General features: G+C 69.1%; 23 protein-coding genes and 1 pseudogene. 18 read left to right on the forward strand and 6 right to left on the reverse strand.

Annotation, left to right across the window (positions count from 1 at the left end):
• Positions 1-149: 149 nt before the first annotated feature.
• Positions 150-926, reverse strand: coding sequence for a hypothetical protein (locus OG736_RS31550; protein WP_327185379.1), 777 nt, complete (start codon positions 924-926; stop codon positions 150-152).
• The gene (eccE, locus tag OG736_RS31555; RefSeq protein WP_327185380.1) at positions 923-2,227 is read right to left on the reverse strand and encodes a type VII secretion protein EccE; all 1,305 of its coding nucleotides are present in this window, start codon (positions 2,225-2,227) and stop codon (positions 923-925) included. Before eccE ends, OG736_RS31550 begins: the two co-directional genes overlap by 4 nt.
• Before the next feature lie 223 nt (positions 2,228-2,450).
• Between eccE and eccB the strand changes: the two genes are divergently transcribed.
• From eccB to OG736_RS31640, 17 genes are all read left to right on the forward strand, one after another.
• A complete protein-coding gene (gene eccB, locus OG736_RS31560; protein ID WP_327185381.1) occupies positions 2,451-3,977 on the forward strand; it encodes a type VII secretion protein EccB in 1,527 nt (508 codons plus the stop codon).
• A 176-nt stretch (positions 3,978-4,153) separates the two neighbouring features.
• Positions 4,154-5,392 (forward strand): type VII secretion-associated serine protease mycosin, encoded by a 1,239-nt coding sequence (mycP, locus tag OG736_RS31565; RefSeq protein ID WP_327187757.1) that lies wholly within the window; start codon positions 4,154-4,156, stop codon positions 5,390-5,392.
• Between the two features lie 172 nt (positions 5,393-5,564).
• Positions 5,565-5,933 carry a WXG100 family type VII secretion target gene (locus OG736_RS31570; RefSeq protein ID WP_327185382.1) on the forward strand — a complete coding sequence of 123 codons (369 nt, stop codon included), beginning with the start codon at positions 5,565-5,567 and terminating at the stop codon, positions 5,931-5,933.
• 43 nt (positions 5,934-5,976) lie between these two features.
• Positions 5,977-6,294: a WXG100 family type VII secretion target gene (locus tag OG736_RS31575; RefSeq protein WP_327185383.1), complete on the forward strand. Its 318-nt coding sequence runs from the start codon at positions 5,977-5,979 to the stop codon at positions 6,292-6,294.
• Positions 6,294-8,045 (forward strand): RNase A-like domain-containing protein, encoded by a 1,752-nt coding sequence (locus tag OG736_RS31580; RefSeq protein WP_327185384.1) that lies wholly within the window; start codon positions 6,294-6,296, stop codon positions 8,043-8,045. Before OG736_RS31575 ends, OG736_RS31580 begins: the two co-directional genes overlap by 1 nt.
• Before the next feature lie 17 nt (positions 8,046-8,062).
• Positions 8,063-8,626, forward strand: a complete 564-nt coding sequence (locus OG736_RS31585; protein WP_327185386.1) for a hypothetical protein — start codon at positions 8,063-8,065, stop codon at positions 8,624-8,626.
• 60 nt (positions 8,627-8,686) lie between these two features.
• Entirely contained in the window at positions 8,687-8,986 is a 300-nt protein-coding gene (locus tag OG736_RS31590; protein WP_327185387.1) for an RNase A-like domain-containing protein, read from the forward strand.
• 21 nt (positions 8,987-9,007) lie between these two features.
• The gene (locus OG736_RS31595; RefSeq protein ID WP_327185388.1) at positions 9,008-9,718 is read left to right on the forward strand and encodes a contact-dependent growth inhibition system immunity protein; all 711 of its coding nucleotides are present in this window, start codon (positions 9,008-9,010) and stop codon (positions 9,716-9,718) included.
• 140 nt (positions 9,719-9,858) lie between these two features.
• Entirely contained in the window at positions 9,859-10,431 is a 573-nt protein-coding gene (locus tag OG736_RS31600) for an SAV_915 family protein (RefSeq protein ID WP_327185389.1), read from the forward strand.
• Positions 10,431-10,733, forward strand: coding sequence for a DUF6317 family protein (locus OG736_RS31605; RefSeq protein ID WP_327185390.1), 303 nt, complete (start codon positions 10,431-10,433; stop codon positions 10,731-10,733). The genes OG736_RS31600 and OG736_RS31605 overlap by 1 nt, the downstream gene beginning before the upstream one ends.
• Positions 10,733-12,007: a hypothetical protein gene (locus OG736_RS31610; protein WP_327185391.1), complete on the forward strand. Its 1,275-nt coding sequence runs from the start codon at positions 10,733-10,735 to the stop codon at positions 12,005-12,007. The genes OG736_RS31605 and OG736_RS31610 overlap by 1 nt, the downstream gene beginning before the upstream one ends.
• Complete coding sequence (locus OG736_RS31615) at positions 11,985-12,518, forward strand: hypothetical protein (protein ID WP_327185392.1); 534 nt, start codon at positions 11,985-11,987, stop codon at positions 12,516-12,518. The genes OG736_RS31610 and OG736_RS31615 overlap by 23 nt, the downstream gene beginning before the upstream one ends.
• Positions 12,519-12,681: 163 nt before the next feature.
• Entirely contained in the window at positions 12,682-13,116 is a 435-nt protein-coding gene (locus OG736_RS31620; RefSeq protein WP_327185393.1) for a DUF2563 family protein, read from the forward strand.
• Positions 13,116-14,762, forward strand: coding sequence for a WXG100 family type VII secretion target (locus tag OG736_RS31625; RefSeq protein WP_327185394.1), 1,647 nt, complete (start codon positions 13,116-13,118; stop codon positions 14,760-14,762). The genes OG736_RS31620 and OG736_RS31625 overlap by 1 nt, the downstream gene beginning before the upstream one ends.
• A gap of 124 nt (positions 14,763-14,886) precedes the next feature.
• The gene (locus OG736_RS31630; RefSeq protein WP_234438193.1) at positions 14,887-16,065 is read left to right on the forward strand and encodes a S8 family serine peptidase; all 1,179 of its coding nucleotides are present in this window, start codon (positions 14,887-14,889) and stop codon (positions 16,063-16,065) included.
• 42 nt (positions 16,066-16,107) lie between these two features.
• A complete protein-coding gene (locus tag OG736_RS31635; RefSeq protein ID WP_020128584.1) occupies positions 16,108-16,446 on the forward strand; it encodes a WXG100 family type VII secretion target in 339 nt (112 codons plus the stop codon).
• A gap of 52 nt (positions 16,447-16,498) precedes the next feature.
• A complete protein-coding gene (locus tag OG736_RS31640) occupies positions 16,499-16,801 on the forward strand; it encodes a WXG100 family type VII secretion target (RefSeq protein ID WP_020128583.1) in 303 nt (100 codons plus the stop codon).
• 183 nt (positions 16,802-16,984) lie between these two features.
• On the opposite strand, the gene OG736_RS31645 is transcribed toward OG736_RS31640, so the two are convergent.
• Positions 16,985-17,317: a type II toxin-antitoxin system PemK/MazF family toxin gene (locus OG736_RS31645; RefSeq protein WP_020128582.1), complete on the reverse strand. Its 333-nt coding sequence runs from the start codon at positions 17,315-17,317 to the stop codon at positions 16,985-16,987.
• A gap of 167 nt (positions 17,318-17,484) precedes the next feature.
• Here OG736_RS31645 and OG736_RS31650 point away from each other — a divergent pair.
• Positions 17,485-17,939 (forward strand): annotated as a pseudogene (locus tag OG736_RS31650) (IS701 family transposase); the annotation flags it as partial.
• A gap of 166 nt (positions 17,940-18,105) precedes the next feature.
• Here the strand turns inward: OG736_RS31650 and OG736_RS31655 are convergent.
• From OG736_RS31655 to OG736_RS31665, 3 genes are all read right to left on the reverse strand, one after another.
• Complete coding sequence (locus OG736_RS31655) at positions 18,106-18,414, reverse strand: hypothetical protein (RefSeq protein WP_327185395.1); 309 nt, start codon at positions 18,412-18,414, stop codon at positions 18,106-18,108.
• Between the two features lie 308 nt (positions 18,415-18,722).
• On the reverse strand, positions 18,723-20,987 hold the full coding sequence (locus tag OG736_RS31660; protein ID WP_327185396.1) for a DUF6571 family protein: 2,265 nt from the start codon (positions 20,985-20,987) through the stop codon (positions 18,723-18,725).
• On the reverse strand, positions 20,987-21,505 hold the full coding sequence (locus OG736_RS31665) for a hypothetical protein (protein ID WP_327185397.1): 519 nt from the start codon (positions 21,503-21,505) through the stop codon (positions 20,987-20,989). Before OG736_RS31665 ends, OG736_RS31660 begins: the two co-directional genes overlap by 1 nt.
• Between the last annotated feature and the right edge of the window lie 70 nt (positions 21,506-21,575).

A 21,575-nucleotide genomic window follows, 5' to 3' on the forward strand; every position in this document is an offset into this window, starting at 1 on the left:
GTCCACCACGTCACGCACCCCCCGAAGAGGCCGCAAACGCACTCAAGGCCACTCGACAAAACAGCCATAACAGCTGAAGTGCCGCACAGGTGAGGGGAGGTGAAAGGAGATGAGAGAGGTGAAAGGAGATGAGGGGAGAAGCCGCCGCGTCAGTCCATGCGTCTCGGTGTGCCCAGCAACCCGATCTCCGCATCCGTGGGTTGCGTCATCACGTACTGCCGGTCGCGGTCGGCGCACCACAGGGTGAACCCGTCGGCGAGCGTGGGCAGTGCCTCCACGTCCCGGCGGGGCAGCGACAACGCGCGGCCCAGTTCCGCGGCCTCGTCCGGCGAGATCCGCTGGACGCCGACGAGCCGGGCCTGCCGGACCAGCCGTGGGGCGACCGGACTGAGATACGGCAGCAGCGTCAGCACGGACTGCCAGGGCCCGGAGGTGACCCGGCCGCGCGGCGGGCGCATCCCGCAGTCCCGCACCACCAGCACCGGCGTGCCCGCCGAAGCGCCCTGCGGAGGCACCCGGCCGACCTCGTACACGGCCAGCCCGTTCTGCCCGCCGCCCATCGCGTGCACCATCTGCACCCAGGCCTGCGGCCGCCCCGTCTCCACGGCCACCCGGGCCCCGGTGGCGGCCGTCCTCAGGGCGAGGACCTGCGCGGTCCACAGCCCGCCGATCAGGACGACGTCGTACGGCGTGGGCCGGTTGATCCCCAGTACGGCCGGCCGCCCCTCGGCGCCGACGCCGATGACGACACCGTCGTCCCCGATGGGCAGCGCGAGCGCGGCCAGTTGGTCCGTGGACACCGAGTGCCGTCCGTGCCGCGGCCCTCTCAGGCCGAAGCCGCTGCGCGGCGAGCGGCCTGCGGGCCGGCCGGCGGACGGCTCCGGTTCGCCGGAAGCGGAGGCTCCGTGTGTCGTCGTCGCCGTCATCGAGCACCTCCGAGCGGCAGCGTCGCGAGCATGCCGGGCACCTGCTCCCGGTCGAGACGGGCGAGTCCGGCACCGGTGTGCCGGGCCGCGCCCTGCACCGCCCGCCGGGCCGCCACGAGTTCGTCGTCGCTGCGTCCGGTCACCCGGATGTGTCCGGACAGGGACACCTCCTGCCGGTCACCGCGCGCGAGGGTGACGCTGAACGTGGTGGCGAGCGCGGGAACGGCCGTGACCAGGGCGACGAACTGCGGGAGCGACGGGCCGTCGCCGCCCAGCGCGGGCCACCGGCGCAACCAGTACGTGGTGTGACGGCGGTTGTCGCAGCGCCAGCTCCGGCCGGTCTCCTCGGTCCGCCGCTCCACCGTCCCGGTCCGCCCGGCCTCCGCCGTCACCAGCGGGTTGGCGCAGGCGGACGTGGCGAAGGCGGCCGTCAGCTCCTCCTCGTCGAGGACGGTCGCCCGGAATCCGGCGCCGGTCAGCCGGCTCGCGAGGTGATCCACCGCCCGTACGACGCACTTCTGCGCCCCGACCGCACCGCCGCCGCGGACGGCGACGGCCTCCGGACACAGCTCCGGATCCAGCTTCAGGGCGATCCAGGTGATGCGTACCGCCGGTGCTCCGGTCTGCTCCTGCAAGGGCGCGTAGTTGGCCACGGCCACGGACTGCGGGGGCAGGTGCAGAGCGGGCGCGGGCTGGGTGTGCAGCACGATCTGCGCGGACTCCAGCCGGATCCCGTCCACCTCGAGGGCGTCCCGTACCAGGGCGAGCGGCAGTGGGTGCCGGCCGCGCTCGGCCCGCATCGCGGTCGTGTCCGCCTCCACCTGAAGAACGGCGGTGACGAACGTGCCGTCCCCGACGATCCCCACGGGCCGCCGGTCACGGCCGCCGTACGCGTACGTCCGCAGCCCGGGGTCGCATTCCACGGCAGGCCCGAACCCCGGTTCCGTCCCCGGCGGGATCTCCAGCCGCGCCGCCAGCCGGCGACGGGACTTCAGCTCCCGTGCCGTGGCCAGCCACTGCGGAAGCGAGCGGCCGCGACGGCGAACGAAGGCGAGGGTCACCAGCAGCGCGGCGACGACCACCGCCGCCACCAGCACGACAGGACCGCTCACCCAGCCGACGAGCAGGACGGCGGCCGCGATCTCCAGCAGGACGAGGCGTTGCAAGCGGAATGTCCCGCCCTGTCCCGCGCGCGTCCTGAGGTGCGGTGTGCCCGGTGCCGACGACCGGTCGGGCCGTTCTGGCGGCCGCGGACCGGCCGACGCGGAACCCCGCGTCCGCGACCGGCCGACGGAGCGCATGCCCGTTCCCGAAACCCTCACTCCGTCCCCCCGTTCCGCTCACGAACCGCCCGTGTTCCAGCACCGCACAGGGCACTCGACGGCCCGGGAACCCTACCCGCTCCTCAAGTCCCCATGGTTACCGGGCATAGTAGGTGGCCGCTCTGACATCGGAGACGGGGAGCCGGTCAACCGCGCTGCGGACCACGCGGATCGGCCGGAAATCGGGGAGAGACGGGCACAGATGGCATCTCGGCGGGACCAGCTCAACGCCTACACCTTCGCGAAGCGCCGCATGCTCGCGGCCTTCCTCCAGTCGTCGCCCGACGGCTCGGAGGAGGGGGCGCCGCGGCCGTTGCGCTCGATCCTGCCCGGAATCGTCGTCGGGGTGCTCGTCATGGCCGTCTTCGGGGCGTGGGGCATGTTCCGACCGACCGCGCCGAAGGGCTGGGACACGCCCAACGCCAAGGTGATCGTCGCGAGCAAGTCGACCACCCGCTATGTCGTGCTGCGGACCGGCGACGAGGTCCAGCTGCACCCGGTCCTCAACATGGCCTCCGCGAAACTGCTGCTCGACGAGGGGCAGGGTCAGGTGGTGACCGTCTCGGAGTCCGTCCTGGACAGCGGCAGGATCCCGCACGGCGTCACCGTCGGCATCCCGTACGCCCCCGACCGGTTGCCCTCGGCGTCCGAGGCGGGCAAGTCGAAGCGATGGGTGGTCTGCGAGCGGCCGAGCGCGGGGGGCGGGGACTCCGTCCAGAAGGCGGCGCTGGTCCTCGCCGCCCGCGAGAAGGACGTGACCGAGGGCGCGGGGCGTCTGCACGACGGCCAACTGCTCTATGTGGCGGACCCGGACGGCAGACGCTACGTCGTGGACGGGGGCGGCACGGCGTACCCGGTGGGCAAGAGCGACGAGTTGCTGCTGCGGGCGGTGGTCGGTTCCGGCCGGGAACCCCAGCGGGTGTCGGCGGAGTGGCTGGCGACCCTGCACCGGGGCGATCCGATCGCCTTCCCGGACGTCCCCGGACAGCCGGGCGAGGCGGCCGGCGCACCGGGCCAGCTGGACACGTCGGCGGACCGGGTCGGCATGGTGCTCAAGGCGTTCGACAACAACACCGAGCAGTACTACGTGGTGTTGAGTGGCCGCGTCGCTCCCGTGTCCGCCTTCGTCGCCCAACTGCTGCTGTTCAGCAAGGAGCTGGCGCCCCTCGGCCAGGCCGGGCACGCCCGCGAGCTGAGCCCCGGCGCGATCGTGCCGGGCGAGGCCTTCGGCACCGAGCATCGCTGGCCCAGCGGTGACCCGGAGCCGGTCAACGAGGCGTCGGGGGCCGCCGGGAGCCGCAGCACGATCTGCAATGTCCTGCGCGGCGTGAACTCCGGCTCGGGCGCCACGACCCTCAGCACCTGGGCGGGCACGGACTTCCCGGCCAAGCTGCCCGCCGGCTCCTCCAGCGCCTATGTGACGCCGGGCTCCGGCCAGCTCTACCGCCAGTTCCAGGGTGAGGCGACCAAGGACGGCCCGGTCTTCCTCGTCACCGACACGGGCCTGCGCTACGTGCTCCAGTCCAACGGCGACAGCGCGACGGACGACGCGGGCATCGGCACCACCGCCGAGCAGCGCGCACAGCAGCAGCAGGAGGCGCAGCAGGCCCAGACCCTGCTGGGCTACAAGGACGTCGACCCGGCGCCGATCCCGGCCGCCTGGTCGGAGTTCCTGCCCACCGGCCCCCGCCTGTCGACGGCGGCGGCCCGCCAGCCGCAGGGCTCGTGAGGAGGACGACGGTGCGGCGGACGGCGACGACACCCCGGACGGCGGCAGTGCCGCGGACGGCCCCGGTGCGGTGTACGGCCCTGGTGCCGTACACCGCTACCGCTCCGGCCCCGCGTACGGCTCCGGCCCCGCGTACGGCTCCGGCCTCGCGTACGGCTCAGGCCCTCCGTACCGCTCTGGTGCTGACCGCGACCCTCCTCACCACGGCCACGGCCACGGTCCTCGCGCCCCCCGTCTCGGCGGCGGACAAGCTGCCCTACTCGGACCAGTGCACGTTCCCCAACGGCGAGTACCCGGGCCGCCCCTGGGCCCTCCAGCGGGTCCTCCTGGACGAACTGTGGAGCCGCTCCAAGGGCAAGGGCGTCCGCGTGGCCGTCATCGACACGGGCGTGGACGTGAAGAACCCGCAGCTCACCGAAGCCGTGGACGCGAAGGCCGGCCGCAACCTCCTCCCGAAGAACCTCAAGGACGACGACGGCGACCCGATCGAGCGGGGCGCCGAGAACGGCACCACGGACACCGTCGGCCACGGCACCAAGATCGCCGGCATCATCGCGGCCCGCCCCCTCGACGGCACCGGCTTCGTGGGGCTGGCCCCCGAGGCGACCGTCATCCCGATCCAGCAGAACGACGCCGAGGGCCACGGCGACACCGAGTCCCTGGCCGCGGCGATCCGCTACGCCGTGCAGGCAGGGGCCGGGGTCATCAACATCTCCCAGGACACGTCCAACGCGGTCCGGCCGACCTCCGACCTGGAGCTGGCCGTCGACGAGGCCCTGGACCGGAACGTCGTGGTCGTGGCGTCGGCGGGCAACGACGGCCTGGGCGGCAACGTCAAGGAGACCTACCCGGCGTCCTACGAGGGCGTCCTCGCGGTCGCCGCCTCCGACCGCAACAACGAACGCGCCTCCTTCTCCCAGTCCGGCGACTTCGTGGGGGTGGCCGCCCCCGGCGTCGACATCGTCTCCACGGTCCCCCAGGGCGGTCACTGCTCCGACAACGGTACGAGCTTCTCGGCGCCGTACGTGGCGGGCGTGGCGGCGCTGCTCAAGGCGAGGCACCCGGACTGGACCGCACGCGAGATCGTCGCCCAGATCGAGCAGACCGCGGAACGCACCATCGCGGGCCACGACCGACTCGTCGGCTGGGGTGTCGTCGACCCGGTCCGCGCCCTGACGGAGGACGAGCGCCCGATCGAGTCCCCGACCCCCCGGAACGGCCTGGGCGCCGCCGAGGCCCCGAGCCCCGCGAAGTTCCACACGGGCGAGACCCCCGACGAGCGCAACATCCGCCTCGCCACCTATGTCGTCGTGGCAGCGGCGGTACTGGTCGCCGGCCTCGGCGGCACGGCGGTGGCGATCCGGGACGCACGGCGACGGGGGCGGAGAGTCTCGGGGGGCGCGGGGGTGCGGTAGAGGGCAGCGGCCATCTCACGGCGCCTCGCGGTGAGTTGAGGCGTGCAGTGGCCAACGATTTGTAGGATCATCGCAATCGCAAGGGGCTTGTGATGCCGACGCGACGGGGGAGGGATGCGGTGTGGGCGTGCCCGGAGCAGGCTCGGGGCAGGGAAGCGGCCCTGAGCTGAGGGTGTCCGCGCAGGACCTCACCAAACTCGCCGACGACCTCGATGACATGCAGGACCACCTGGACAAGCAGGTACAGCGCATGGACTCGGTCGTCGACAGCATCGAGGCGGGCTGGCGTGGCCCGGCGGCGTCGGCGTACCGCGACTTCCACCGGGCTGCGGCCGAGGACGCCGTACGCATCCGTGAAGTGATGAAGCTGCTGGAGGAGGCGGTGAGGCTGAGCCGCGACGGCTTCTCCCAGGACGACCTCGAGGTGCTCGCCCGGATGCGGCGGATCCAGGTGGACGTCGGGAGCGAGGTGGCGAGACTGTCGACGCCGAACACCGACGTGACCGCGTCGGTGCCGCGCAGCAGCCTCGACGACCTGTAGCCCTTTTTCGAACCGCAGTCGCCGAGACGAACACGGGGGAATCATGTCGACCGGCACCGCTCCTGACGACGAGCCCATATCCGTTTCCTTCGCCACGCTCGAGGTGCTGGCCGCCGACCTGGAGGACATCCTCAAGAAGCTCAACGGCAAACTGGACGACCTCTACGACCGGGTCGTGCCCGTCGTGCTGTCCTGGCGGGGCGAGACCCGTGAGGTCTTCGTCGACAAACTCGACGAGTGGGACCGCTCCGCCCAGGACCTGCAAGCGGCCCAGAAGTGGTTGCACGAGTACGTGACCACCGGCCACACCGACTACGCGGCCGCGCACCTCGCGGTGCTGCGAGGCTGGGGCGGTGCCTGATGGCCGAAGGGCGGCCCACGGACGAGGAGCGTGCACAGGAGCGGTCGGACGCCCGTACCCGTTCGCCCAGGACCAGCGGCGGCGGATTCGACGTACAACCGCAGCACGTGCACTACACCGCACTGGTGGTGCGTGACGGGCAGTTCGACTACGACAAGGGTGCCAGGGCCCTCGTCGATGTGCTGAACCAGTACAGCCAGTCGGCCGGAACCGGCTGGGGCGCGGACTCCTTCGCGGCGGCGTACAGGTCGGTGAGCGAGAAGTTCCTGGAGCTCTGGGCGAAGAGCGTGGTCAGCGTGGGCGGTGTGGCCGTCGGCCTGACGGACACGGCCAACAAGTACACCCAGGCCGACTGGTACGCCCGCAGGATGTACGGTCCGCCGCCCGTCGAGAAACCGCCGCCCGTCGTCATCGAGAAGGAGCCGGGGTACGGCCCGGTCAACGACATCAAGTGGTCCGGCACCGGTGAGGACGCGGACTCCTGGGACATCTCCGGAATCCTCGGCGAGGTCCCGGACTTCCTCGCCGACGTCATCCGGCCCGCGATCGAGCACGGCCTCAACCTCGGCAAGATGCACGAGATCACCCCGGGAGCCAGGGACGAGGAGCTCAAGGGCATGGCCACGGCCTGGCGCGCGGTCGAGAAGGACGCGAAGGCGGCATCGGACAACTTCAACGGCGCCATCAAGTTCATCACCAACAACAAGGGCAACGACGAGTGGCAGGGCGCGATGAAGGCGTTCTGCCAGACCATCTGGGGCACCACCGAGTGGGGCAGGACCTACGACGCCCAGATGAACAGGGTCTCCATGGGCCGCAGTTGGAAGACCAACCGCAACGTGGTGCCGGCGAAGCAGCGGCCCGTCATCGAGATACTCCGCCAGGCAGCGACCACCGTGCAGGAGACCCTCGACCATCTGGCCGCCGTCCGCCTCAAGACCGCGGAGACGACCACCCGGCTCGGCAAGGAGGCCGCGAAGGCGACGGTCAAGGACCTGACCACCGGCCTCGACCTGTTCGAGCTGACCCGACTCGCGGCGACCATGGCGTTCGGCGAGATCGTGCTGACGTTCCGCTCGCACATGGACAAGGGGGCGGCCGACAGGGCGGTCGAGGAGTACCACCAGGCCTTCAGCGACGCCGCGACCAAACTGAAGGCGTTGGAGCCGGAACTGAACGAGGCGCTGCTCAGCGTGCCGACCTTCCGTGCGGAGGCGGCGCGCGCCGAGGCGTACGGCGCGCGCACCCTGAACGACTTCAAGAAGGAACACAGCTGGCGGCGCACGGAGAGCCAGATTCCGTACAAGTACTCCATCGACCTGGCCACGGAGGAGGAACTCTACGGTGGACACAGCATCGATAGGCATGTCGGACTGACGGATGCGCAGCTGACGCAACGGTTGAGGGACGAGGCGGCCGGGTCGGGCAAGGTCGATATTCCCGCGGCTTCCTCCTTCACCGACCTGGAATCGGCACAGTATTACACTCAGCACAATGTCCGAACAAACACGGAAGAAATCGACAAGTGGATTACGGGCCCGCCGCCTCCGGCGCCGGGTGAAAAGAAGGACTTCTCCGTGGATGCGGTGCCCTCGGGGCCTCTGGGAATTCCGGCGGTGACAGGGCGTACGGCGCCGGTGGTGAACGATCGGGCGACGCCACCGCAGGACGCTCACGGTGTTCTGACCGTACTCAAATACGAACCGAACGTGGACCCGCCGTTCGTGGTCCTGACGTCCATGCCCCAATGATGAGTGAGGAGACGACGATGGCCGAACTCGACGAGCGTTCGTGGTCCGATGCGATCGACATGTACGAGCGTCGGGCGACCATTGCCAAGGTGACGCGCAGGGAGCACGAGAACTGGGTGCTCGACCTGTCCACCCTGATGCGCGGCGACACCCGCGACGTCCGCGGCTGGCGCACGGTGGACATATGGGACGACGAACTCGACAGGCTCGATGAACCGTCCTACCCCTTCGTCATGCCGCCGGAGGTCGTCGCGACGGCGGACGCCTGGAAGCCCTACCTGCATGAGATCCCGCGTTCTCAGGCCGTACGGTTCCTCGTGGCCCTTTCCACGCCCTGGATCGATGTCACAAAGGAACCGGATTTCGAGGAGCGCAGGGAGGCCCTTGAAGCGAAGGCCCGTGTCATCCTGTCGCGATTCCCCGAAGGCTCGCACTTCTATGCGAACACCGGGCACGGCAGCGATACCCGCGACTACTACCAGCGGGTTTCTCGGTGGTATTCCTTTTCTGTGCGCACCTTCGACTTCGGCTTGGTACTCGTGTCGGAGACGGAAGTCGGGATGGTCTGGTCATTCCGCTGATGTGACGCGATCCCCCGTGCTGCCCCGACCCTCCGTTCTGCCCACGATGGAGAAGCCCCCTTGCGCACCCGTACCGCCACCTATCCCGACCGTGCGACCGCCCAGTGGGCGACCCAGCACGTGGTCACCCGCAACGAACAGGTCGTCCACCGCTGGCTGGCACAGTCCACTCGGCAGCGGCTGGTGATCGAGGCGTCGTGGCCGTCCCGTGAGGAGCCCGTCGGACGGGTCCTGCTGCAGGCGATGATGCTGGCGGGGCGTGGCGCCATCGATGTACGGGCCGCTCGGGTCGTCCTGCGCCGCGAGCCGTCCGCCGCGCACGGGTTCGCCGTGCACGCCACCTTCCCGGTCTATCTGTAGAGAACCCAGAGGCTGCCCACCGTGTCCTTGAGTCCCCTCGAACACGACCGCCGCTACGGCGAGCTGGACCAGGTGATCCGCGCCCACGCAGGCCGGCCGGCGGACGACACCCCCGACAAGCCGGGCCAAGCCCTGACCGCCTACCTGCGGCAGACCTGGCACACCCGCCCCTGGGCGCTCGCCGTCGCCGAGCGGCAACTGCGCGAGTACGCCGACAGCCCGCCCGGGCGACTCCGGCTCCGCCTGGGCGAGTTCTACGCGATCCCTGACGTGGGTCTGCCCGAGGGCGAGATCCAGCAGTGGCTGTACCGCCTGGCCGATCACATCAAGCACAGCATCGAACAGGGCGAGGTCCCGCCCCCGGCCGTTCCGGCCACCCACTGGGAGTGGCACGCCCGCTTCCCTGAACTGGGTCAGTTCCTCGGCGGCTGGTTCTCCCAGGACATGCCGGACGAGTTCGACGACCATGACGCGGCCGTCGACGACTACCGCGCCACGACCGACCGGCACCTCGTGGCCCGCCTGGTCGGCGAGCTGCGCGAGCTGCTCGCGCTCTCCCTGGACGAGTCCGACTACGCCGTGGCCGTCGCCGAGTTGGGTATGGAGGTCGACCCGCCGGCGCCGTACGCACCCAGCGGCTGGCTTGCGCTGACCGCCGACCGGCTCACCTCCCCGGACCGCGGACCTGGGCCCGGAACGCCACCCCCTGGTCATCCCCCGGTCAAGCACTGACCGCACCCCGGCCAAACCCCCGTATGGGTTCCGCATACCCCTGCCCCGTCCACCTGAAATAGCCGGACTTGCCCGGAAGTTCGCTGGCTACGGTGGTGCCGCCACATCATCCGCGGGTCCACGGGGAACAGGAGACGGCGGTGGGCATACCGATCCGTTCGCGCCTTCTCGACTATGCCGACTGTGTCGACCGTGTCGAGACGGAACCGCCCGCCTGCGCTGCCTCGGCTCCGGTGCCTCCGTCGGCACAGGAGCCCCGCAGGTCGCGCCTCCTGGAGTACGTCGAAGCCGTCGCGGCCGCCGAGGTGGCGCCGTCCGTGCCGTCCGCGCCACCCGGCCCCAGACCCGGCGTACCCGCGTACCACACCGCGGTGTTCGTCCCGGCCCACCCACGCCACACGCCGACCACGGAACCGACCGAGGCACCCGCATCCGCCCCCGCCCCCGCACCCGCCTCCGTCCTCGCGCCCGTCATCGCCTACGAACTCTTCGAGCACCCTGACCACGGAACGGTGGCCCTCGCCTTCACCACCCTGGACGGGCTCGTGGCCGCGCTGGGGGAGGCGCAGCCGTGGGTCGCGACCTCGCTCGGGCCGCTGGCCGAGGGAGTGGCGGAGCAGGGCGTCACGGTCCACGTCGACCCGTGGATCGCGCCCGGGCGGCACAACTGGCAGCCGGCCGACCTGGCCGCCTTCGCGCGGGAGGCGCGCTGATGACGGTGGACTTCAAGGCGGTGCTGAGCGACCTCACCTCCATGTCCAGGACCTTCCACGACGAGGCCGTCAACTACCGCAAGCTGCACGCCGACGTGGCCCCGCCCCTCGTCGGCGGCGGTGACGCGGGGCTCGACCACGCCGTCAAGGAGGTCGCCGACCTCATCGTCGCCCTGCACATGGGCTTCGCCGACCGTCTCGACGACCACGGCGACAAGGTGACGTACGCCCGCGACTCCTTCCGACGGCACGACATCGACGTACACGGACTGTTCGAGGACCTGATGGCGGGTGACGGCTGATGGCCGACAGCTGGGTCGGCGGAGACATCGGCGGACTGCGCACGATGGCCGACACGTACAAGAACGCCCGGCAGAAGCTGGAGGAGGTCGTCCACCCGCTCGGCCAGGCCGTCGAACGGCTGGTCGGCGACACGAGCTGGAAGGGCGAGGCGGCCGAGACCTTCCGCGCCGCCTGGAGCGAGGACGCGCTCGCCGCGGGAGCCTTCGCGAGCCTCGTGCACAGCGCGGGTGACATCCTCGACACCCTCGTCGGCGCGCTCTCCGCCTGCGAAACGGCGCTCCAGAACGCCGAGCACGTCGCCGCGGGCAAAGGTGTGCCGACGGGGGACAAGGGCGTCCCGCTGGAGATCCTGACCGCCGACCCGCCCAGCGCCGACGACCGGAAGACGATCGCCGCGCTCCGCGAGTACGGCAAGGTGCGCGACGAGATCCTGCACACCGCCCAGCACGCCCGGCTGGTCGCCGCGGACGGACTGCGGGGCCTGTACGCGCAGGTGACGGCACCGGTCTCGACCGGCGACAAGATCACCCTCGCCGACGCCCTGCGGGGCCTGTACGCCTACGACGCCGAGGACGCCCGGGCCGGCGGCAAGGAGGCCCGCCGGCTGATCGACGGCGCGAAGGCCGAGGAGCGCGCCGCCAAGAAGGAACTGCGCGCCGAGCGCAAGGCGTTCCAGAAGGCGGGCCGCGCACTTCCCGACGATCTCCCCGCCAAGGGCGCCTACCGCGACGCGGTGACGCAGGTGGACTCCCTCGAGGACGCCATCGCCCGAGCCGACCACGGCAGTACCGCCCTGCCCTACGACCGGGCCCTGAACGTCAAACTGGCCGACGCGGCGGACGCACTGCGCCTGGGTGAAGGCGTGGGCAGGCTCCCGGAGTTCCTCCGGGAGATCCCGGTGCTGGACGTCGCCGCGGCCGCCGCCTGCGGGCTGGTGGAGGCGAAGGACGACCACGACAAGGGCTGGTCCTGGCAGCACTCGGTGGTCGTCGACGGCGGTGCCGCGCTCGGCGGCGTGGCCGTCGGCGCGGGGGTGGTGGCGGCCCTGCCCGTGGAGGGCGCGGCCGCGTTGGCGGGGGTGGGGGTGGTGGCCGCGGTGGGCGCGACCAGCCTCCTCGACCACTCCTTCCACGAGCACTGGAGCGAGGACATCCACGACCACGGGGTGGTCGGCGGAGTACTGACCGGCACGGGCCACGTCCTGACGGGGACCAAGGACGACGGCGTACGCATGGCGAAGGACATCTGGCATGGCGTCACCAGCATCTTCTGAGCCCGCCGAGGCCATGACCGCCCAGATCCCCGCGCTGCCCAAGCTGGGCAGGACCTGGTACCGGCGCGGCCCGCTCTACTGGCTGTGCCGCGCCCGCACGACCGTCTTCCTGCTGCTGGTGATGGCCGCGGTCTGCTTCATGGCCATCGCCCTCTACGAGGGGTTCCGCAGCGAGATGCCGCCCACCGTGCGCACGATCTGCGACGGCGTCCAGGTCGCCATGTCCTGCGCGGCCCTGGTCCTGGGCTGGGTCAAGCAACGCCGGGGCCATCACGAAGGCCTCCTGAACCCGCCCACTCCCGAGCAGACCCGCCAGGCCAAACGCGACCACAACAGCCGCGCGCCGGGCCGGGCCGCCGCAGGCCGCGGTCTGGCCCTCCTCGCGGCACCCGTCATGCCGGCCTTCGCCGCGTACCTCGTCGGCTGGCTGACCGCCTGGCTCACTGTCCGCGAGTACCCGAGCGAAGTCGGCGCACGACGCTGGATGCAGGAGAAAACAGCCCGAACGTGAGGAATGGGCCGCTTGTGCTTCAGCGGTGGCAGGGTTGTTGCATAAGGCAGTTGGGGCTGTCAGAGGGAGTCATTACAGTGGTTGCGTTGCGGTCATGAACACTTGAAAGGCGTGGGCGGTTCCGTCCGGGACGGGCGGCGGAAAAACGGGGAGAGTGGTTGGCGTGATTCCTGCGGACATGGGCGGGGGCCCCACCGACGTACGGCGCGGATATATGGCGCTCTCGACGTTCAAAAAGCGGGTGGACGACCTGCTCACGGCCTTCGAGAAGTCGGCCGGCGGCTCGGCGAAGGTCGGCGGGCACAGCCTGTCGGAGGCCACGTTCGGAGCGGGGCAGTTCCCGGAGGCAAAGGATCTCCACCTCCAGTACGAGCGCGTCCACGAACGCATCACGACCCTCTCCAGGTCCCTCGGGCTCCAGTTGGAGGCCATGCAGATCGCCGTGCACGGCGTGGACGTCACCTTCGACAACCTCGAAGAGGACCTTCGGTACCGGTTCCACGAGATCCGGACCGAGGTCAACCGCGACCGGGAAGAGGCGCTCGACAAGCAGACCGAGCGGACCAACGACGCCGACCACACCGACGCGGGGTACTGATGGCCGACCACGACAAGAAGTCGGACCACTACCGGACGGAACGCCAGGAAGCCGCCCAGCAGAACACCGGCGTGGACGACGCGGTGAACAAAGCCGTGGTCATCAGCCCCGGGTCCCTCAGCAGCCCTGGCGGCTTCGGCAGGACCAGCTTCGAGGGCTACGACCTCAACGCCATGATCGACATCGTCGAGTCGGCGAACCCGGAGACCCTGGAGAGCGCCGCCACGGCCCTCGTCGACGCCCGGGACGCCATCAACGACGCCGCCAACGAACTCAGCCGCAACCTGGGCAACGTCGACTGGGAGGGCGAGGCCCACACCGCCTTCTACACCTGGGGCATGAACCTCACCACCACCGCCCTCGCGCTCGCCACCTACACCGACGAGGTCGGCACCCAGGTCCTGGCAGCAAGCTCCGGCCTCGCCTCCGTACGCAAGTCGATGCCGCCGCGTGACAGCCGCGTCGACCCCAAGAAGGTCGACGACATCCCGACACCCCAACGGGTCGAAGGCAACGAGGAGTACACGGCAGCGGTCAAGGCCGAGAAGGACCGCCAGGAAGCCATCAACCAGATGTACCGGCTGGCGTCGTTCTACACGGTGTCCAGCGGGATGATGGAACTGGCGGAGGAGCCGGTTTTTCCCCAGATGCCTGCGGTGGGGGTTCCGGAGCCGGATCCATCGCTTCGTGACCCCATCGAGCCGAGAGGCGACCAGGGTTCACTCTCAGCCCAGCAAGGTTCTGTGGGCACGCACCGAAGCTCGGCCGAGACGGAAGTGGTTCGGGCGCGTTCAGACCAACAGTCGTCCCACCAAACTGTGGTCGACTCGGTCACGTTGCCCGAACAGCACGTCGGCACGGAGATCGACAGCGTCGGCACGCTGCCGCCGCAGCAAACCGTGACGCCGCAGACCGTCACATCGCCTTCGGCGACAGGCCCCAACGCCAATCCGGTGAGTACGGCTCCTTCCTTCCCTACCGTCGGGGTGCCCCCTGCCTTGAGGGGGCCGGCCGGGCGCACGTCCGGGTTCGGCGGCATGCCTGGAGCCAAGACGCCGAACTCGGCCCAGGGGCGAGTCGGCGGCGTGACGGGCCGCACCCCCACGGGGCGTACGGGGACGGGCCCCATGGGCTCGATGGGACGTACCGCCGGACCGGGCCAGGCAGGAAGCCGTGCGGTCGGCCCTCTGGGACGCGGCGTCGTCGGTGGGACAGCGAAAGCCGGAGGAACAGCAGCCAAGCAGGCCGGTGGTGTCCCCCGGGGTCCGGTCTCCGGCACGGGCGCCGCGAACACTGCGCGTACAGGCGCCGGGCGCGCCAATGGCGTTGTCGGCGGTAAGCCCGTCACCGGGGCCGCCCCTGGCACCAACGGCCCCAGGCTGCCGCGCGGCACGGTCATCGGCGGCGAAGGCACACCTGCCTCACGCGCCACGGCGGAGAAGCCCGGCCAGCGTGGAGTGATCGGGGCCCCCGGTTCGGCGGCAGGTGCGGGCCAGGCGTCGCGCCGCTCCGGCAAAGGCAGCAGGAACAGCGGACATTCGCCCGGCGGTACCGGCAGTGTGCGTGGCCAGACAGGTAACCAGGGGTCTGGCAAGACGCGTTCACGCCGTGACGAGCGGCGCGACGAGGCGTCGTCAACCGACTGACCGGACAAGAGCGAGGGCAGACAGAAGCATGGTGGCAGGAATCAGCCGACGCGGCGGGTGGAGCGCGCCTTCCGCGGGACGGAACGGGAGACGGGTTTCCGCCGTCTGCTCAGCGCTCGGCGCTTTGGCCGTGCTGTCGGCTGGCCTGGCTCCGAACGCGGCAGCCGCCGACGTTCAGTCTCAGCAGTGGTACCTGTCGGCGATGAAAGCCGATGAGATGTGGAAAGTGAGCACCGGCAAGGGTGTCAAGATTGCCGTGGTCGATTCGGGAGTCAACCCCAACACGCCGTCACTCAAAGGGCAGGTGCTCGCCGGCGAGGTACCGAAAGCTCTTGCTTACAAAGCGACTGACGATTACTTGGGCCACGGGACGAGCATGGCGGAACTCATCGTCGGCACAGGCGCAGGAGGTGGGCTGAAAGGCATTGCCCCAGGTGCGAAGGTCGTTCCGTACCGTATCGCGCTCAAAGGCCTGACGAACAAGGACGACAAGGAGAAGGCGCCTGATGAGGCGGCGGTGATCAAGGCTGTCGCCGACAGTGACGTCAAGATCATCAGTATGTCCTTCACCATCGACGTGTCTTATCCCGAGGTGGAAGCGGCGGTCAAGTACGCCCAGTCCAAAGGGAAGCTACTGATTGCCGGTACGGGCAACGGCGCAGAAGAGAAGAACTTCATTGGATACCCGGCTGCGTACCCCTATGTGGTCGGCGTTGCCGCTTCGGACGAGTCCGGAAAGGTCGCGAAGTTCTCGGAACACGGCAACTATGTGGACCTGGCTGCCCCAGGAATCGGTGTACCTACCTGGTGTGACGAGACATTTCGCTCGTACTGCGACGGTGAGGGAACGAGTATCGCCACCGCCATCGCCTCCGCCTCCGCCGCCCTCGTCTGGTCCGCCCACCCCGACTGGACGGCCAACCAGGTCCTCGCCAGCCTGATCGACACCGCCGGACGCGACTGGGCGAAGGACGACCCGAGCACGTACCTCGGTTACGGACTGATCCGCCCCCGCATGGTGCTGGAGCAGAGCAACTTCAACCCCGGCGCGGCCAACACCGATCCGCTCGCCAGGGAGAACGCGACGGGCGTCACGGACGAGGCCGGCAACTCACCCTCCGCATCCGCGCCAAGTTCCTCCCCGCCCTCGAAGACCACGTCGGGCGGCCGGACCTCGGCGGCAGCATCAACCTCGGACACCTCCGACGACAGCACGATGTGGATCGCGCTCGGAGCGGCGGCGGCCGTCCTGGTGATCGGGGGCGGAGCCTTCGCGGTGATCCGCTCTCGGCGAGCCACATGACCCACGCATGACGAACCACAGCTCACGAAAGGGAGTGCCGAAATGGTCGACCGCAAGCTGAACGACGGCGATGTACAGAAGCTCCAGAAGGAAGTCATCGATCGCTACGACAACATCCGGGGCTCCCTCGCGAAACTGCAAGGCACGATCGACATGATCGAGAGGGCGTGGACTGGCCAGGGTGCCAACGCCTTCAACACCAAGCAGACGGAGATCAACGGCCATATGGTCGCGATCGGCAAGATGCTCGACGACTTCCTCGACGGCATCCACATGACGAAGACCGACAAGCAGAACCTCGAAGACCAGATCACCGCCGACATGAACAAGATCTCGGTCGAGGATCTCGGCGGAAAGACTTCGGCGCTCAACAGCTACTGACTGACCGATCCGGCGAAGCCCGGCTGAAGTCTTCACAGAAACGAGGGGAATCATGTCCGGAGCCCATTACGAGGAACTCGCCGTCACCTACGGCACCATGGACGCGCTCGCCACCGAGCTCGGCGACCAGGCCAGGAAGCTCGAGGAGGACCTCGAAGCGCTGAGGCAGGCCGTGCTCAACGTGTCCTCGGGCTGGGGCGGCGAGGCGTTCCAGCAGTTCCAGAGCAAGAGCGAGGAGTGGAACAAGCACGCGCGTGGCATCCACGCGGCGCTGCTCCAGATCTCGCACCAGGTCCACGGTGCCGGCGGTGACTACCGAGGCGGCGACCTGAAGGGCGCCAGCTACTTCATGTAGCAGCACATACTTCGCAGCAACAGGGTGGGCACGCACGGGAGGTGCCCACCCTGTGCTGTGCTGTGCTGCGCCGTGTCTCCTCGTCGTTCACCGGCCCACGCCTCTCGGCCCCTCGACGTCTTTCTGTGGGGGTAGTACTCCAGCCGTGGTTCGTGATCTCGATGGTGAGTGGCGCGTCTCCGCCTACCCGAGGTCACCGAGACGGAGGGCGTCCTCAATCTCGCTGAGCTTCGCGGAGGACAGGACGCCCGCCCGCTCGATCAGGTCGTCCTGGGACACGGTGGTCAGCCACGTGCAGGGGGTAAAGCCCGGGCGCGGGAACGCGAACCGCAGCACGCCTTCAAAGGGCAGTCCTTCCGCGACACCTACTTGCACTTCGACGCCCAGACCGCTGATGTCGACGCCCGCAGGAGCGACGACCTGCATCGCCCGGATCCTGGACGCGTCGTCTGCCGCCAGCAGTACGACCAGCCGCCGCTCGTCGAACTCCACCCACCAGACTTCGCCACGTTGCACATGTCCTCCTGACTCAGGACGGCAGGCGGAACTGCGCGACCCTGACGCGTTGTGGAGACGGGTGCGGCCACCGTTGATCATCGTGAGTTGTGTGGACTGACGAAGAGACGGTGGCCGCGGGTCACAGCATAGAACCGGCCCGTTGGCGGGACGCGTTCGAGGGCCTGATGGGCCGGATCGCGGGGCGCTTCGCCCGGGTCGAACCCTGGCGCGGGGCGGCGCGGTTGGTGCTCGGTCCATTGGCCGACCTGCCGCGCAAGAACTGCTGGACCATCGCCGAGTGGGCCGGCGAGACCACTCCGGACGGCATGCAGCACCTGTTGGGCAGGGCCAAGTGGGATGCCGATCAGGTCCGCGACGACGTGTGCGGCTACGCGGTGGAGCACCTGCACGACGACCGGGCGGTGCTGGTCGTCGACGTGAGCGGCGATGTGAAGAAGGGCGGCCCTGGCGCGGCCGGCGTCCAGCGCCCATACGCCGGTACTGCCGGCCGGATCGAGAACTCCCAAGTCGACGTCTACCTGGTCTACGCAGGCAAGCGCGGCCACGCCGCAGTGGACCGGGACTCTGCGTTCCGCGCTCCTGGACCTCCGACCCCGACCCCGACCGCTGCCGCTCGTCGCCCGGTTCCTGGACGCCGGCCACCAGGCACGAACTACGGCCGGAGTACCAGCCCTAGCCCTAGCCCTAGCCCTTGCCCGAAGCCACGGATCCGATGGCTTCCCGGGCTCCGTGACGGGTGGAGGCGGCGGCGCCTCCTCAGCATCGAGTTGGGGCCGAGATCGAGATCAGGTGCAGTCGCTCCCCTTCTGCACTTGCCCGGTGTATTCGGTGATGAGGCGCTTCATCGTGGACGAGTTCTCCCGACCGGAGGCGAAGACCTGGAGAACGGTGAAGAGAGCCTGGTCCGGGTGAGCCGAGTCCGTGCATCCTTCGACCTTCCCGACCGCGCCGGTGCCCGAATAGAGAATCGCGTCGCCGGTGATCACGTCACCCTCGTTGACCTGAGCGTGCACGGCGGCGACGTCGACCAGGCTTCCTGTCTTCTCCCACCACAATCGGCCTGCCACAAGGGCGAGTTCACCGTCGACGCTCACGTTGCAACGCTGCGTTCCGCCGTTGGGTGTGGTCTGCCGGGTGGAGACCTTTTCTCCGGGTGGCAGGAACGGTGCCAGAAGGTCGGGGTCCACGGACACCCCGCACAGGGACTGCGGGAGGGAATACTCCCGCTCCTCACCGCTGGAGCATCCGGACAAGGCGGTTCCGACAGCGAGCGCCGCCGTGAGGATTGCAAGACGTCGAAGCGTGGTGGAGAGCGGGAGCGGTGCGTACTTCAAGGTCAGGGACCTCTCTGGACGGGTGGATCCTTGCGCGGGCGTGAGGCTGGGGCGGCCGGGGTCCCGCATCAGACGTCCGTCTTGAGGTCGGGAGCCATGGCAGTGACGTTCGTCCCCGAGTCCTTGAATCCGCGCTCTGCACCGACGCGGGCCCATTCTCCGACGTCCGGGAGATCGGCCCTGCTGCGGTTCTTCGCCGCGGTCTCCGCTGCCTTCTCGGTGTAGCCGTTGTTGCTGTCGAGGCCGCTTTCCCAGTACTCGCCCATCAGGGGGCCGGCATTGCCCTTGGCCTTTCCTTCCGCGTCCTTGAAGAGCTCTTCCAGAATCACGCTGGTCGCTGTGCCTGCGATACCGCCGGCTGCCGCACCCCCGACCGGGCTGACGATGAACGTTGTTCCCACACCCGTCACGGTGCCGACCGTCCCGGAGATCACGTTCTTCCACTGGGCCACGGAGTGCTCGTAGGCCTTGTCCTTTGCTTCGCCCTCCTGGGCGACGACTTCGGCGCGGCCTTGAGCGAGCGTTCCCGACACTTCGCCCGATCCGCCGGCGATCTGTTCGACGACGAACTGGGGATCGTTGGAATAGCGCTCGCTCGCCGGGAGGTGGGGGTCGAGGTGGTACTCCATCAGATTGCCCATGTAGGCCTTCTGGCCCACCTCCACGGCGGCGTATCCCTCGGGGTTCTGTCCGACGGTGAACAGGAACCGGGTCACGTCACGGTGCTCGAACGTTGCCTCGGCGCCGGCGATCGGGAAGAGCCGGTCCGTGTCACCGTCGGAGTCGTCGGTCATGGCCCGGTTGATGTCCGGAAGGTATTCCGAGGCGATCTGACCGATGCTGTCGCCCATATAGCCGTTGTCGGTGATGCGTGACGGCTCCTCCGAGACGGACGACACCAGGCTCTGCATCAGCTTCGCCTGCTCCGCATTGTGTGCAGGCGTGTCCGCCGTCGGCATCTCTCCCGCCGGGTGGCCCGTGGTAGCCGCCTCCAGCGCAAGAGCCAGGTTGTTCCGGCCGGCCACGCTGTCCTCGCCCTTGTCGTCCTGGTCCTGCGGCCAGTCGCGTTCCTCGAAGAGGTAGTCGAAGTTGGTCAGCGACTCCCGCTTGCCCTTGTCGTCCTTGAAGTCGTGATCCTCGTCCTTGGTCACGAACGTGTCGTTGAAGAACTCCGTGGCCGCGTCAGGGCTGTTGGAGAGAGCCTTGAGGTAGCCGGTCATCGGGTCCCAGCCGGAGTCGGTGCCGGTGTGGTTGAGGAGCGGGTCCATGCCCATGCGCTGCCAGGCGCCGTGACGGCCGTTGCCCGTGAACTTCTTCTCCGTCTCGATCAGCTTGTCGCCGTAGTCGACGAGGAACCGGTCGTCGAAGTCACCCCACCGCATGAGGTTGGTCATGACCTGTCCGCCGAGGGGGAAGCCGCCGCTCCGGCCGACCGGCTTGTCGACCAGGTCGATCATCGTGGACTTCCACTGCGTCATGTCGGCGTTGTCGCTCTGCGACGCGGTGGCGAGCGTGAGACCGAGGTTCTTCTGGAGGTCGTCGTACTGGTCGACCCGCTGCTGTCCGATCTTCCACGCGCTGTGCGGGTCGTTGATGCCCGTCCAGAAGTCGAGGGTTCCCTGCGGCCCCAGTCGCGTGGCGAAGCGTTCCGCGAACAGTGCGTCGTCGGCGTACTCCTCCAGACCCTTGTTGAGCCGGTCGAACTCCTCGACCGACAGGTCCTCGGGCTTCTGCTTCGCGAGGTCCGCCAGTTCCTCGGCCTCCTTCAGCGCCTTGGCCGCGGAGTCCCGGTCGGCGTAGTCGACGTCCGAGAAGCCCAGTGTGCTCTGGTCGGCGATCGCCATGAGGACGCTGTTGGCCGAGGTGTCGCTGGTGGTGGCCTGTTCCAGGATCGTCTGGATCTCGTCGCGCAGCGCGGTGATGGCGCCCTTGTTGTCCTGGTCCTGTCGGCCGCGGCCCTCCGGCGGCACGTTCGTGGTGACCGTGAAGCCGCCCTCGTAGCCGATGACCGTCAGGTTCTGCTGACGACCACGCTCGATGGCGTCGTCGAGCTGTCCCTTGTACTTCTTCAGCTCGTCCCGCGTGTCCTGGAGGATCTTGTGGATGGACGAGGCCTGGCTGTGCGCGTCCGCGAACTCGCCGGCCGTCTTGCCGATGAACTCCTTGGAGACGGTGGCGTTGTACCCCGCCCAGCTCGCCTGGTTCGCGGCGCCGCGCAGACCCTTCTCGGCCGCGTCCATCAAGGTCTCCAGATCGCCGACCATCGTCGACCAGTCTTCGACCGCGTCGTCCAACAGGCTGAGGTCGGCGTTGCGAAGGGCGTCGAGATCCATCAGCTCTTGCCCTTTTTGTCGTCCTTCTCGCCGTACACCGGGTTGTGCTTGCCGGGTTCACCGACGCGTTCGTCGAAGCCCGCGTCCAGCACGTCGATGCTGCTCATCTGACGGCGGATGTAGTGGTCGTCGCCGGCATGCAGCTTCTTGGTGACGGTCATGTGGTTCGAGATGTGCGCGCACGCGTCCCTCAGGGAACCCAACTGCTCGTCCCAGCGCAGCGCGACATGCTGGAGTGCGCTGCCGAGGGCGAAACCGCCCTTGCTGAGGGTGCCGGCGGCGCTTTCACTGGTGGGCACCGCCCTGCGGCCCTTGTCCCAGAGGTCGTTGTACAGCTTGAACGCGTGGGTGCCGATCCTCGCAAGATCACCCTGATTGGCCCGCAGCTCGCCGTACTGACCGGGATCCGGCGCGGGGCGTACCGGACCGCTCCCGGGATCCAGCTGGTTCAGCCGCATGTGGGGCGCGGTGCCCGAGGCCGCGTCCGCCTTCAGTTGCTCCCACTCTTCCCACGCCATGCGTGAACCCCTTCCCCGTGTCCCCGTGAAGCCCGCACCTCGGGCGGGCCGGTTCCCTCAGTCACCAACA

Source organism: Streptomyces sp. NBC_01334 (assembly GCF_035983595.1).
GTDB classification, from domain to species: Bacteria; Actinomycetota; Actinomycetes; order Streptomycetales; family Streptomycetaceae; genus Streptomyces; species Streptomyces coriariae.